Raw genomic sequence first — 12,596 nt, forward strand, 5'->3', positions numbered from 1 at the left:
GTCGCACTGTGTCGACCACGCCGCCCCCACCCTCCCCGAGTACGGCTGCCCGCCGGCCCAGCGCCGGCGGGGAGCTCTGGCGTGCGGTGAGCGGTCGGGTCGCTCGTGCTGTGGGTCGGGCACACCAGACCTGGCGTCGCTCGCTCCAGGTCCGGGTCGTGACCATCACCCTTGTCGCGTCCAGTCTGCTGGTCGGCGGGTTCGCGTTCCTGATCGCTGACAAGATCACCACCATCCTGCTCGACAGCGCTCGCAGCGACGTCCGGCAGCGGGTGACCAGCGGTGCCAGCTACGCGGCCAAGCAGGTCTCCTTCTACGGGCAGCCGCAGGAGGCGCAGCTCCAGGAGACCATCGACGGCACTGTCAACTACCTGGCCGGCGGCGACCCCCAGCAGACCAGCGGGGTGGTGGTGGCGATCACCGCCGACGACTATCCCAACGACATCCAGACGCGCACCTCCCCGTCGGCGAACGTGCAGTCGCTGATCAGCCCCGAGCTTCGGGCCGCGATCGCCGACGGCAAGGTGGCCAGTCAGATCCGCACCGGGCGACTCACCGGCGGGACCACCAAATACCTGGTCTACGGCTCGCCGGTGCCCACCCGCTTCGGCCAGATCGAGCTCTACTACCTGGTCCCGCTGGGTCGGCAGGACGTCACCGCCGGCGACGCCCGCGCGACAGTGGTGGCCACCGGGGTCGCGCTGGTGATCCTGCTCGGGTTGCTCGCGGCGCTGGTCACCCGGCTGGTGGTCAACCCGGTCCGGGTCGCCGCACGAACCGCCCAGCGGCTCTCCGCCGGCCTGCTCGACCAGCGGATGGTGGTCAATGGCGAGGACGACCTGGCTCTGCTCGCCGCGTCGTTCAACCAGATGGCCACCAACCTGCAACGGCAGATCCTGCGCCTGGAAGAGATGTCCCGGTTGCAGCGCCGCTTCACCTCGGACGTCTCCCACGAGCTGCGTACCCCGCTGACCACGGTCCGGATGGCCGCCGACCTGATCTTCGCCGAGCGCGACGAGTTCGACCCGGCGGTCGCCCGCAGCGCCGAGCTGCTCCAGGCCGAGTTGGACCGATTCGAGGAGCTGCTCACCGACCTGCTGGAGATCAGCCGGTTCGACGCGGGCTTCGCCATGCTGGACTCCGAGCCGACCGACCTGGTCCCCGTGGTGCACCGGGTGGTCGACCGGCTGGCTGGCCTGGCCGAGCGGGTGGGCGTACCGATCGAACTCGACCTGCCGGGCACGCCGGTGATCGCCGAGGTCGACCCGCGCCGGGTCGAGCGGGTGTTGCGCAACCTGGTCGGCAACGCCGTCGAGCACGGTGAGGCGCGCCCGGTGCTGATCACCCTCGGCATCGACGAGACCGCCGTGGCGATCACCGTCCGCGACCACGGTGTGGGGCTGAAGGTGGGCGAGGAGAAGCTGGTGTTCAACCGGTTCTGGCGGGCGGACCCGTCCCGGGCGCGGCAGACCGGGGGCACCGGGCTGGGCCTGTCGATCAGCCTGGAGGACGCCCGGCTGCACGGCGGTTGGCTGGAGGCGTGGGGTGCTCCCGGGCAGGGCGCGCAGTTCCGGCTCACCCTGCCGGCCCGTGCGGGCGATCGGCTGACCACCTCACCGCTGCGGCTGGTGCCGGCCGACGCCGCCCTGCCGTTCGGCGGCCCCCGCGACGGTGGGCCACTGGCCATCGGTCCCGGCACCGGCGGGGCACTGGCGATCGGCCCGGCTCCGGCCGGAGACGGACAGCGGACGGAGGTGCGCTCGTGAGACGGCCGACTCTGCTCGGGACCCTCGGCGTGATGGTGCTGCTGGGCGCCGGCTGCGGCATCCCGGCGGCATCCGACGTGCGGGTGGACGGCAAGGGCGGCGCCGCGACCGGGGCCGGTGTGATCAGTCGGGGCAGCGAACCACCGACGCGGACGGCCAGCGGCAGCGTCAACGAGACGTTCGTCCGCAACTTCCTGTCCGCCGCCGCCGGCGAGCCGGATCGGGCGTACGAGCGGGTCAAGGCGTTCATCGCCCCGGAGGACAAGACCCGCCTACAGGACAAGAAGGGCAGCGAGGTCGCGCTGAACGTGGTTCGGCTGCGCGAGGCGGTCTACACCCTCAACAGCGACTCGACCACGACCGTGAAGATCACCGTGCAGCAGATCGGGGTGCTGCGGACCAACGGCACCCTGGCTCCACCGGTGGCGACCGAGACGGAGTACGAGTTCGGCCTGCGCAGCGCGTCCTTCAACGGCGGCGTCAACGATGACCGGGCCGGCCTCTACATCATCAACCCGCCCAACGTGCTGCTGCTCAGCGACACCGCACTCAGGGAGTATTACCAGGACGAGACGATCTACTTCTGGAGTTCGGACCGGAGCCGCCTGGTGCCCGACCAGCGCTACCGGCCGCAGGCGGTGCCGGTCGAGCGGCAGGTCAACGAGGTGGTGAAGTGGCTGGTCGGCGGCCCCTCCGACTGGTTGCGGCCGGGAGTCGTCGGGCTGCCGGACCGCACCGAGCTGATCAACAACGCCACCGGCGGCAACGGCCGGTGGGAGGTCAACCTGGACATGTCCGGTGACGACCAGAGCGGGATCGACCAGCTGATCACGCAGATCGCCTGGTCGTTGGGTGACCTCCCCGGTCAGCTGGAGTTGAAGATCCGCAACAACGCGCAGCCAGTGGTGGACCTGAGCGAGCGACGAGACTCCCGGGAGCTCTACCCGTACGCCGCCAGCCCGCAGCGGTTCGGCGTGTACGACGGCGTGATCCACCCACTCGACTTCGACGGCGAGCCCAGCGGCACTGTGCCGTTGACACCCGAGGCCAACCGTAACGTCGTCTCCGCCAGCCTCGGGCTGGCCAAGGACCGCCGGATCCTCGCCGCGATGGTGGTCGCCGACGGCAAGAACCGGTACCGACTCGCAGTGGGCACAGGTGCCGACCCGGTCCCCGTCGTCAGCCGCAGCGCCACCGAATACTCCTCGATCGGCCGACCGGTCTGGCTGCGTACCGTCGACAACCGCCCCAGCCGCGGCCTGGTGGTGGCCGACGGGCAGCTCTACCGGTTCGACGAGGCGGCCCGGATGTATCCGGTGCCGCTCAACCTGCCCTCCGCCGCGGTCACCGCTGTGGCCGCCGCGTTGGACGGCCAGCGGGTGGCGCTGATCGCCGGCGGCCGTCTCTACGTCGCCGCTGTCAACCTCGACGGCGGCGGGGCCTCCCTCGGCCCGCCCCGAGAGTTGGTCACCTCGCTGACCAACCCGACGGCTGTCGACTGGGGCAGGGAGGACCAGCTGGTGGTGGCGGGGTCGGTCGGCCAGCCGGCGATCTACGAGATCAGTGTCGACGGCGCCCTGGAGACGCCGTTGCGGACCGACCTCGGCGCCAAGGTCACCCACCTGACCGCGTACCCGACCAACCGCGGTGTGCGGGCGCCCAGCGGGGCGTACATGTACGAGGCGAACGGGGTGGCCTACCGCAGCAGCCCGTTCGAACGGATCGAGCCCGGCCGGGTACGCGACATCGCCCCGGTGCCGACCGGTGTCCGGCCGAGCAACCCGTCGGCACCGTTCTTCCTCTACTGACACTGTGAGCGGGCTCTGGGCGGACCTCGCCGACCTGGTGCTGCCCGCCGACTGCGCTGGTTGTCGGGAGCGCCGCCCCGGCCTGCGGCACGGGGTCTGCCCAGGCTGTGTCGCGGCGCTCGGTGCATTGCGGCCACGGACGGTCCGCCCCACCCCCGCCCCGCCGGGTCTGCCGCCCTGCGTCGCCCTCGGCCCGTACGAGGGTCCGCTGCGCGAGGCCCTGCTGGCGTACAAGGAACACGGTCGACACGGGCTGGCTCGCCCGCTCGGCGCGCTGCTCGCCGAGGTCGTCGGGGCGGCCGTCGGTGGGGCCCGTCCGCTGGCGCTGGTTCCGGTCCCGGACACCGCGGCGGCGGCCCGGTCCCGCTACGGAGACCATCTCGACCGGCTGGCCCGGCACTGCGCGGCCCGGCTCAACCGGAGCGGTTGGGCGGTGCGGGTGCACCGTCCGCTGCGGGCGTCGCCCCGGCCCGACTCGCTCACCCTGGACAGCGCCGGGCGCGCGGCGGCGGCCGAGGCGGCCTTCCAGCCCCGTTCGACCGGGCCGGTCCGGGGTCGTGCCGCGGGTGCGTCGCCGGTCGTGGTGCTGCTCGACGACATTGTCACCACCGGCGTTACCCTCGCCGCCGCGAGCCGGGTGCTGACCGCGACAGGATGGGCACCGAGTGTCGCGGCGGTGCTCGCGGCGACCGAGAAAAGACACCAGTCGTAACCGATTGTGTTTCCGTTTCACCCGTTGGTGTATGAGCTGCGAAAAATCCTGGGCCGTCTCGGCAACATGGGGTGACTGCCGGGCAAACAAGAGTTAGCGTTTCGCTGTCGGGGGTAGGAGGTCGTTCCAACCACCCCTGGCGGTGAGAGGAGGCGTAGCCGTACCAACCGGTCGACGCCAGCGGGTCTCCCCACGGCGCGCGGCCGGGTAACCGGATCGAAGACCGTCCGAACAAGGGAGGTCACGTGGACATCGTGGTCAAGGGCCGAAACGTCGAAGTGCCGGACCATTACCGGGTACACGTAGCCGAGAAACTCGCGAAGATCGAACGCTACGACCACAAACTTATTCGCGTTGATGTCGAGCTGTTTCACGAGCGCAATCCGCGCCAAGCCGACCACTGCCAGCGGGTGGAGATCACCTGCGTTTCCCGAGGTCCGGTGATTCGGGCCGAAGCCTGCACTAACGACTTCTACAGCGCGCTCGACGCGGCCATCGCGAAGCTCGACACCCGGCTGCGCCGCGCTGCCGACCGCCGCCGCGTACACCGGGGTCGGCACGCGCCGATCTCCGTCGCCGAGGCCACAGCGGGCCTGCCGGTCGCGGACCTGGTGCCCAGCGCGCTGAGCGCGCCGAGCGATGGCGCCCGCGCCGGCACCGCTGTCGCGGAGCGGGTCGAAGAGGAGCAGGACGACCAGCCGTGGCACATCGCCCGGGAGAAGGTGCACCCGGCCGAGCCGATGACCATCGACGACGCGTTGTTCGAGATGGAGTTGGTCGGCCACGACTTCTACCTTTTCCAGGACAAGGAGTCCGGCCGCCCGAGCGTCGTCTACCGGCGCCACGCGTACGACTACGGCATCATCTCCCTCGCCACTGACAGGTAGCCGATCCGCGTCGATCATGGAGTTGTGGTGGGGAACGCCCACCACAACTCCATGGTCCGTCAGCGGAGGTCGGCGGGGAGCAATGCGAAGGTCAGGTCGTCCAGGCGGGCGCCGGCCAACCCGGGCAGCCGGCCGCCCTGAAGGGCCTCGCGCCGGAAACCGACCCGCTCCAGCACCCGGTGCGACGCGGTGTTGTCCGGCACCGTGCCGGCCGACAGCCGGGCGACACCGGCCGCTCCGAACGCCCAGCCCGCGAGCAACCTGACCGCCCGCGTCGCGTACCCCCGGCCGCGCCAGTCCGGCAGCAACGCGTAGCCGACCGACGCCTCGCCGGCGGCCACATCGGTGTACGACAAGCCGCAACTGCCCACCGGTTCGCCGCTGGCCACGTCCGTGATCATCAGCCGGGCGATCTCGCCGGTCAGCCAGCCGCTCTGCGCGAGACGACAACGCCGCTCCATCGCCTCACGGGTCGGCGGCACCGGCGGCGCCTGGTTCGCCACCACCTCGGGTCGGCTGTGTAGTCGGTAGATCAGCGCCGCGTCGTCCGGCCCGAGTGGGCGCAACGCCACCACCTCGTCGGTGAGCACCCCGCCGGGCAGGTCGGGCAGCAGGCGGGCGACCGGGCCGGGCGGATCACCGACGACGCGTACCCAGGCCAGCAGGTCGTGCCGACCCGCGTCGCGGGACGCACCGGCCGACCGGCGCAGACCCTCGTAGCGGAAGCCGGCGGCCAGCGCGACCCGCTGGCTCGGGCCGTTCTCCGGATCGGTGAGCAACTCCAGTCGGGCTGCCCCGGCGGCGAACGCGTGCTCGCTCAGCGCGCGGGTCGCCGCGGCGGCCAGCCCGCGACCACGCGCCGCCGGTCGCATCCAGTAACCGATCTCCAGCTGACCCCGGGCGGGCACCGGGTTGTTCAACCCCACAGCGCCGAGCAGCCGGTCGGTAGCGGGGTCCGCGACGGCGTACGCCGTGCCGCCGCCGGCCCAGGCCGCCGGCGCGCCGACGTCGATCCACCAGCGGGCGTCGGTAGCGGTGTACGGCGTCGGCAGGCTCGACACGAACCGTTGAGTCAGCGGGTCCGCGCAGCCGTCCACCACGTCGGCGTTGTCCTCAGCGCGAAACGGGCGCAGCCGCACCCCGTGCGCCTCGACGACCGGCCGCAGACTCATCCCAGATCCTTCGCGAGAAGCGCCCCGACCCACACGTCCACCCGCTCGCCCCGGTGCTGCACGCCGCCCCGGGCGATCCCCTCGACCAGGAAGCCCGCCTTCTCCGCCGCCCGGCGGGAGGCGGTGTTGCCCACGTTCGCCTTCCACTCGATCCGCGCCAGGCCCAACGTGCTGAAGCCCCAGGCGCTGAGCGCGACCAGCGCGGCTGGCAGATAACCCCGCCCCCGGGCCGTCGGCGCGGTCACGAAGCCGACGTCGGCCACCAGCGGGTCGGCGGGGGAGAGCCGCAGGTCGAGCGTGCCCGCGTACCGGTCGTCGGGGTCGGCGATCACGAAGCAGGCGGCGTCCCCCCGAGCCCAGGCGTCCCGGCCGTAAGCCTGGTAGCCCTGCGCGTCGGCGCGCTCGTACGGGTCCGGCACTGTCGTCCAGCGGATGGTTTCCGGGTCCTGGGAGGTCTGCACCACGGCGTCCAGATCCTTCTCCTCCATGGGCCGCAGCCGCAGCTCGCCGTCCCCGGTCTCGGCGAACAGAACGGGCTGTGGGCGGCCGAAGACGGCGGCCCGCCGGGCGGCGAGGGTGCCCGGACCGGCCGGACCGGTCGACCCGGCGGCCGGTACCTCGCCGGGCAGCAGTGAGCCGATCCAGCCGTCCGTGCTGCCGGGCAGCGCCGGGTTGGCCAGCCGCAACCGGCCTTCGATCCGGAAACCGGCCCGGAGGGCCACCAGCCGGGAGGCGTGGTTGCCCACCTCGGCCTGCCAGATGAGCCGGCGAAGCCCGATGGTGTCGAACGACCAGCGGGCCACCGCCCGGGTGGCCCGGACCATCACGCCCCGACCACGCGCCCAGGGAGCCGTCCAGTAGCCGATCTCACCGGTGCCGTCCTTGTGGATCGAGATGAGCCCGCTGGAACCCAGCAGCTCCCCGGTGTTCGGATCGCAGACCGCGAACGGTGCCCCGGTGCCCTCGGCCCAGGCCTTCCGGCTCATCTCGGTGACAAATCCGTGGGCGTGTTCCGGCCGGTACGGGCGCGGTACGGTGGTCCAACGCTGAATGTCCCGGTCCTGGCAGGCTCGGTGCACGGCCTCGGCGTCCGCCTCCCGCCAGGGCCGCAGCAGCACGCCGTCCTCGATGATCTCCACGGGTTCCACTCGTGCATCCTGCCGTAGCGTTCGCCGACGGCGTAACCGGATAACGTTTGGAGCGTGTGCCGGACGCGAGTTATGTCGGGTTCGGCGGGGTCGAGCACCGCCACCAGTGACCATCGGGCCGATGGAGCGCCTACGATGGTTCGAGACTGTCTAGGGGAGCGTTGATCCGTGTCGATTCTGGAAAAGGTCCTTAACGCGGGCGAGGGCCGCATGGTGCGACGGCTCAAGGCCATCGCCGCCGCCGTCAGCTCAATCGAGGACGACTACGTCAACCTCACCGACGAGGAACTGGCCGGCATGACCGAACAGTTCCGGGAGCGGCTCGACGAGGGTGAGACCCTCGACGACCTGCTGCCGGAGGCGTTCGCGGTGGCCCGCGAGGCGGCCGCCAGGGTGCTCGGCCAGCGCCCGTACGACGTCCAGGTGATGGGCGGCGCGGCGCTGCACTTCGGCAACATCGCCGAGATGAAGACCGGTGAGGGTAAGACGCTGACCTCGGTCATGGCTGTCTACCTCAACGCGCTCTCCGGCAAGGGCGTCCACGTGATCACGGTCAACGACTACCTCGCCCAGCGTGACGCGGCGTGGATGGGCCGGGTGCACGAGTTCCTCGGGCTGACCGTCGGCGTGGTGCTGCCCAACCGGCCGGCCACTGAGCACAAGGCCGCCTACGAGTGCGACATCACCTACGGCACCAACAACGAGTTCGGCTTCGACTACCTGCGCGACAACATGGCGTGGTCGAAGGAAGAGCTGGTGCAGCGCGGGCACAACTTCGCGGTGGTCGACGAGGTCGACTCCATCCTGATCGACGAGGCCCGCACCCCGCTGATCATCTCCGGCCCGGCCGAGCACTCCGCCCGCTGGTACGGCGAGTTCGCCGGTGTGGTGGCCCGGCTCCAGCCCGGCACCGACGGCGAGGGCGACTACGAGGTCGACCACTCCAAGCGCACCATCGCGGTGACCGAGCGGGGTGTCGCCAAGGTCGAGGACCGGCTCGGCATCGACAACCTGTACGAGTCGGTGAACACGCCTCTGGTCGGCTACCTCAACAACGCCATCAAGGCCAAGGAGCTCTACAAGCGCGACAAGGACTACATCGTCAGCGACGGTGAGGTCCTGATCGTCGACGAGTTCACCGGTCGCATCCTGCACGGCCGTCGCTACAACGAGGGCATGCACCAGGCGATCGAGGCCAAGGAGGGGGTGGAGATCAAGCAGGAGAACCAGACCCTGGCCACCATCACCCTCCAGAACTACTTCCGCCTCTACGAGAAGCTGTCCGGGATGACCGGTACGGCGCAGACCGAGGCGAGCGAGTTCAACAAGGTCTACAAGGTCGGCGTCGTGACCATCCCGACCCACCGCCCGATGGTTCGCGAGGACCGGCCCGACGTCATCTACAAGACGGAGAAGGCCAAGTTCAACGCCGTCATCGAGGACATCGCCGAGCGGCACCAGATGGGTCAGCCGGTGCTGGTCGGCACCGTCTCGGTGGAAAACTCCGAGATCCTCTCCCAGTTGCTGCGCCGCCGTGGCATCCCGCACAACGTGCTGAACGCCAAGTTCCACGCCCGGGAGGCCGAGATCGTCGCCCAGGCCGGGCGTAAGGGCGCAGTCACCGTGGCGACCAACATGGCCGGCCGCGGCACCGACATCCTGCTCGGTGGCAACGCCGAGTTCCTCGCCGCGAACGAGCTGCGCCAACGCGGCCTCGACCCGCTGGAGAACGAGGAAGAGTACGCCAAGGCGATGGAGGAGGTCCTTCCCACCTGGAAGCAGGCCTGCGACGCCGAGGCGGAAGAGGTCTCGGCCGCCGGCGGCCTCTACGTGCTGGGCACCGAGCGGCACGAGTCCCGGCGGATCGACAACCAGCTGCGTGGTCGCGCCGGCCGGCAGGGCGACCCGGGCGAGTCCCGCTTCTACCTGTCCCTTCAGGACGAGCTGATGCGGCGCTTCCGGGCCGGAGCGGTCGAGGCGGTGATGGAGCGCTTCAACATCCCGGAGGACGTGCCCATCGAGTCGAAGATGGTCACCCGGCAGATCAAGAGCGCCCAGGCCCAGATCGAGGGCCAGAACGCCGAGATCCGCAAGAACGTGCTCAAGTACGACGAGGTGCTCAACAAGCAGCGCCAGGTCGTCTACGCCGAGCGGCTCCGTGTGCTCAACGGTGAAGACCTCTCCGACCAGGTCCGCAACATGATCGACGACACCGTCGAGGCGTACGTGCGGGGCGCCACCTCCGACGGCTACGGCGAAGACTGGGACCTTGAGCAGCTCTGGTCCAGCCTCAAGCAGCTCTACCCGGTCGGCGTGACGATCGAGGAGTTGGAAGAGGAGGCCGGTGGCTCCCGGGCCGGCATGGACGCCGACTTCCTGGTCGCCCGCCTCAAGGACGACGCCAACGCCGCGTACGACAGGCGTGAGGAGCAGCTCGGCACCGAGGGGGTGCGCCAGCTCGAGCGGATGGTGCTGCTCCAGGTCATCGACCGCAAGTGGCGCGAGCACCTCTACGAGATGGACTACCTCCAGGAGGGCATCAACCTCCGGGCGTACGCCCAGCGCGACCCGGTGGTGGAATACCAGCGCGAGGGCTTCGACATGTTCGCCACCATGATGGACGGCATCAAGGAGGAGACCGTCGGTTTCCTCTACAACGTCGACGTCCAGGTGACCGAACCGGAGCCGGAGGAGGGGGCCGACGAGGTCACCCTGCTCGACAAGCCGGTGGAGATCCGGGCCAAGGGCCTCAACCAGGCACCGCGGCGGCAGGGCCTGCAATACTCCGCCCCCACCATCGACGGTGAGGCCAGCCCGGGTGCTGTCGCCGTGGAGCAGGCCGAGCAGCAGGCTCCGGCGCTCGGTGTGGGCCGACCGGCTCCGGGTGCTCCTGCGGCACCGGGGCAGAGTGCGCCGTCCGCTCCGCAGCGGCCGGCATCCGGGCTGCGTGGCCCGGCAGTTCCGTCGGCCGCCGCCCGTCGGCCGGCACCGAACCAGGCGGAGGCGAGCAACGGCCCGTCCCGCAACGCGCCGTGCCCGTGTGGCTCGGGCCGCAAGTACAAGCGCTGCCACGGCGCGCCCAACGGTGGCAACTGACAAACAGCACCTGCACCGACAGCGTCTGACCGACGGGTCCCGGCCGACCAGGCCGGGGCCCGTCGGTGTCTTCTCAGCCTCGCCGGCGACCGGGGCAGGTGGGGTCAGAGCACGTGCAGGGCAACGCAGAGCCAGCGGCCCCGGCGATGTTCGAGGCGCAGGGCCATCGCCCAACTTCGGCCGCCCGCGCCGGTGAGGACGGCTGCCGCCTCCACCGTGGCCTCCCGGGGCGCACAGACGCGTAGGCGTTGCAGCCGGACCAGTGGTCGGCCGCTACGGCGGCGGGATGCCCCGGCCCGGCCGGATGCGCGGCCGAGTTCGGTCAGCAGGTCGCCCGCTCGGGCCGGGTCGAGCAGTGCTCGCACCTGGGCCGGCGAGCGGTAGCCGTTGACCACCTCCAGGCAGGTGCCGACGAAGCGGTGCGCTGCCCGGGTGGTTTCCGGTGCGGTCGACGGCGGCAACGACGCGACCGGGTGGGTGCTGGTGGACCGGCTGGGCACCGGGCGCAGCGCTGCTCGCCGCTCCGGCGGGAGGACCGGGCTGGGCCGGGTGGAGGCGAACAGGTCGAGGGCGAGTTGGCCGTCGGTCGGCGCCGGCCAGTACGACCCGTCGGTCTCGTCGACGTACGGCGGGTCGAAGGGTGGGACGGGGCGCAGCCGCACGGGTGGTCGTGAAGGACCGGGTCGCGCTCCGCTCATCATGGCCCCCTTTGATCTTGCGTTTACCTTCGTTTACCTCCGACAGGCTCGATTCTGGGCGACGGAACGGTCTCGGTCAATGGCCTCGTGGTGGCCTCCGCCCGACAAGGCGCGTGATCCACTCGGGTTTCTTGATGTCGCGCGGTCCCAGCGGCCCCAACACCCCGACTTCTGCAAAGCCGAGTGGATCATGCCCCGCGAGGACCGATGGGCCTGGTCGGGCGGGCCGGGGTGGGCGGACCAGATCGGGCGGGGCTGGCTGAGTGGCGCAGGCCAGGCCGGGAGAGCGGGCCGGGCGTCCGCTACTCGGGGTCGCGGTCGACCAGCGGGTTGCTCTGCACCCAATCTGCCGTCTCGTCGTACTTACGCGCTATGTACTCCTCCAGCCGAGCGCGCTCGACGCGCCACTGGCCGCGTCCGCCGATCTTGATCGCCGGCAGTTCGCCGCTGCGCACCATGTGGTAGACCTGCGAGTCCGACACGTTGAGCTCGGCGGCCACGTCGGAGAGCAGCAGGAACCTCGGCTCCACAGAAACTCCCGGGGTTGATGTCGTTTGGCTCAGTTTGCCACCGACAGCCCCCGCCGCCCAGCACCGGACCGGGTCGGTCGCGGACCAACCGCACGGGACACACCGGTTGGGAACTTCCTCCGGCCGGAGGCGGGGTGTATGACGGTCACGGCGTGCGGCATGATCTGCGCCCGTGCCGGCGGCCGCCGGTGGAGGACGACGCGGGGAGACGACCGGTGACCGACGAGCTTGTCCGGGTGTACGTGCCGGCGACCGTACCGATGCTGGCCCGGCTGCGTGCGGAGGGGCTGTCCGCCGACCAGGCGCACGCAGTGACTCCGGCGCTGCGCGAGTGGTACGCCGAGGGTGACGAGGAGGAGTTGGAGTACGTCGCCTTCACCCGGGCTGCCCAGGACGCCCTGCACCTGCTCCGGGCCGATCCGACCGCTCCCCGCCGTCGCGTCGTCATCTCGGTCGACCTGCCGTCGGCGGCGATCGGGCGTGGCGACGGTGAGCTGGGCTCCAGCACTGTGACGTTGACCGACGCCGTGCCGGTGGGTGCCGTCGCGGCCATCCACGTGGACGGCACCGACGCGGCCGAGGAGGTCGGCGCGGCGGCCGACGTGGTGGCCGAGGCGGCGGCTGGTGACCCGGATGCCCAGTTCACAGTCGACGGCGCCGAGGACCACGAGCTTGAGTGGTACGACGTGACGGAGCTGGACCAGCTGCTGAGCGCGACCGACTGAGCCGGGCACACCCACCGGCGGCAGCCGGAGGCGAACCCCGGCTCCGGTGGGGCG

Annotated in this window: 10 protein-coding genes; 6 read left to right on the top strand and 4 right to left on the bottom strand. The window is 71.0% G+C overall.

The window, feature by feature from the left end:
* The first annotated feature begins 8 nt into the window (after positions 1–8).
* The 4 genes from mtrB (at position 9) to raiA (ending at position 5,173) form a co-directional block, all read left to right on the top strand.
* Positions 9–1,766, top strand: a complete 1,758-nt coding sequence (gene mtrB / locus AB0C19_RS13560; RefSeq protein ID WP_357184063.1) for an MtrAB system histidine kinase MtrB — start codon at positions 9–11, stop codon at positions 1,764–1,766.
* Positions 1,763–3,574, top strand: a complete 1,812-nt coding sequence (locus tag AB0C19_RS13565; protein WP_357184066.1) for an LpqB family beta-propeller domain-containing protein — start codon at positions 1,763–1,765, stop codon at positions 3,572–3,574. Before mtrB ends, AB0C19_RS13565 begins: the two co-directional genes overlap by 4 nt.
* Before the next feature lie 4 nt (positions 3,575–3,578).
* Complete coding sequence (locus AB0C19_RS13570; protein ID WP_357184069.1) at positions 3,579–4,286, top strand: ComF family protein; 708 nt, start codon at positions 3,579–3,581, stop codon at positions 4,284–4,286.
* A 245-nt stretch (positions 4,287–4,531) separates the two neighbouring features.
* Positions 4,532–5,173, top strand: coding sequence for a ribosome-associated translation inhibitor RaiA (gene raiA / locus AB0C19_RS13575; RefSeq protein ID WP_328650859.1), 642 nt, complete (start codon positions 4,532–4,534; stop codon positions 5,171–5,173).
* A 59-nt stretch (positions 5,174–5,232) separates the two neighbouring features.
* Here the strand turns inward: raiA and AB0C19_RS13580 are convergent, their stop codons facing one another.
* Both AB0C19_RS13580 and AB0C19_RS13585 read right to left on the bottom strand, forming a co-directional pair.
* Complete coding sequence (locus AB0C19_RS13580; protein ID WP_357184072.1) at positions 5,233–6,345, bottom strand: GNAT family N-acetyltransferase; 1,113 nt, start codon at positions 6,343–6,345, stop codon at positions 5,233–5,235.
* Positions 6,342–7,493 carry a GNAT family N-acetyltransferase gene (locus AB0C19_RS13585; protein WP_357184075.1) on the bottom strand — a complete coding sequence of 384 codons (1,152 nt, stop codon included), beginning with the start codon at positions 7,491–7,493 and terminating at the stop codon, positions 6,342–6,344. The genes AB0C19_RS13580 and AB0C19_RS13585 overlap by 4 nt, the downstream gene beginning before the upstream one ends.
* A gap of 168 nt (positions 7,494–7,661) precedes the next feature.
* Here AB0C19_RS13585 and secA point away from each other — a divergent pair, with 168 nt between their 5' ends.
* Positions 7,662–10,589 (top strand): preprotein translocase subunit SecA, encoded by a 2,928-nt coding sequence (gene secA, locus AB0C19_RS13590; RefSeq protein ID WP_357184079.1) that lies wholly within the window; start codon positions 7,662–7,664, stop codon positions 10,587–10,589.
* A 104-nt stretch (positions 10,590–10,693) separates the two neighbouring features.
* Here secA and AB0C19_RS13595 read toward each other — a convergent pair whose 3' ends face one another.
* Together AB0C19_RS13595 and AB0C19_RS13600 are read right to left on the bottom strand one after the other, a co-directional pair.
* Positions 10,694–11,290 carry an Rv3235 family protein gene (locus tag AB0C19_RS13595; RefSeq protein WP_357184082.1) on the bottom strand — a complete coding sequence of 199 codons (597 nt, stop codon included), beginning with the start codon at positions 11,288–11,290 and terminating at the stop codon, positions 10,694–10,696.
* Positions 11,291–11,589: 299 nt separating this feature from the next.
* The gene (locus tag AB0C19_RS13600) at positions 11,590–11,817 is read right to left on the bottom strand and encodes a helix-turn-helix domain-containing protein (RefSeq protein ID WP_030490852.1); all 228 of its coding nucleotides are present in this window, start codon (positions 11,815–11,817) and stop codon (positions 11,590–11,592) included.
* A gap of 215 nt (positions 11,818–12,032) precedes the next feature.
* On the opposite strand from AB0C19_RS13600, the gene AB0C19_RS13605 reads away from it, so the two are divergent.
* The gene (locus AB0C19_RS13605) at positions 12,033–12,542 is read left to right on the top strand and encodes a hypothetical protein (protein ID WP_357184086.1); all 510 of its coding nucleotides are present in this window, start codon (positions 12,033–12,035) and stop codon (positions 12,540–12,542) included.
* Positions 12,543–12,596: the final 54 nt, after the last annotated feature.

Origin of the sequence: Micromonospora sp. NPDC048842 (assembly GCF_040649935.1) — a bacterium.
Taxonomy (GTDB): domain Bacteria; phylum Actinomycetota; class Actinomycetes; order Mycobacteriales; family Micromonosporaceae; genus Micromonospora; species Micromonospora hortensis.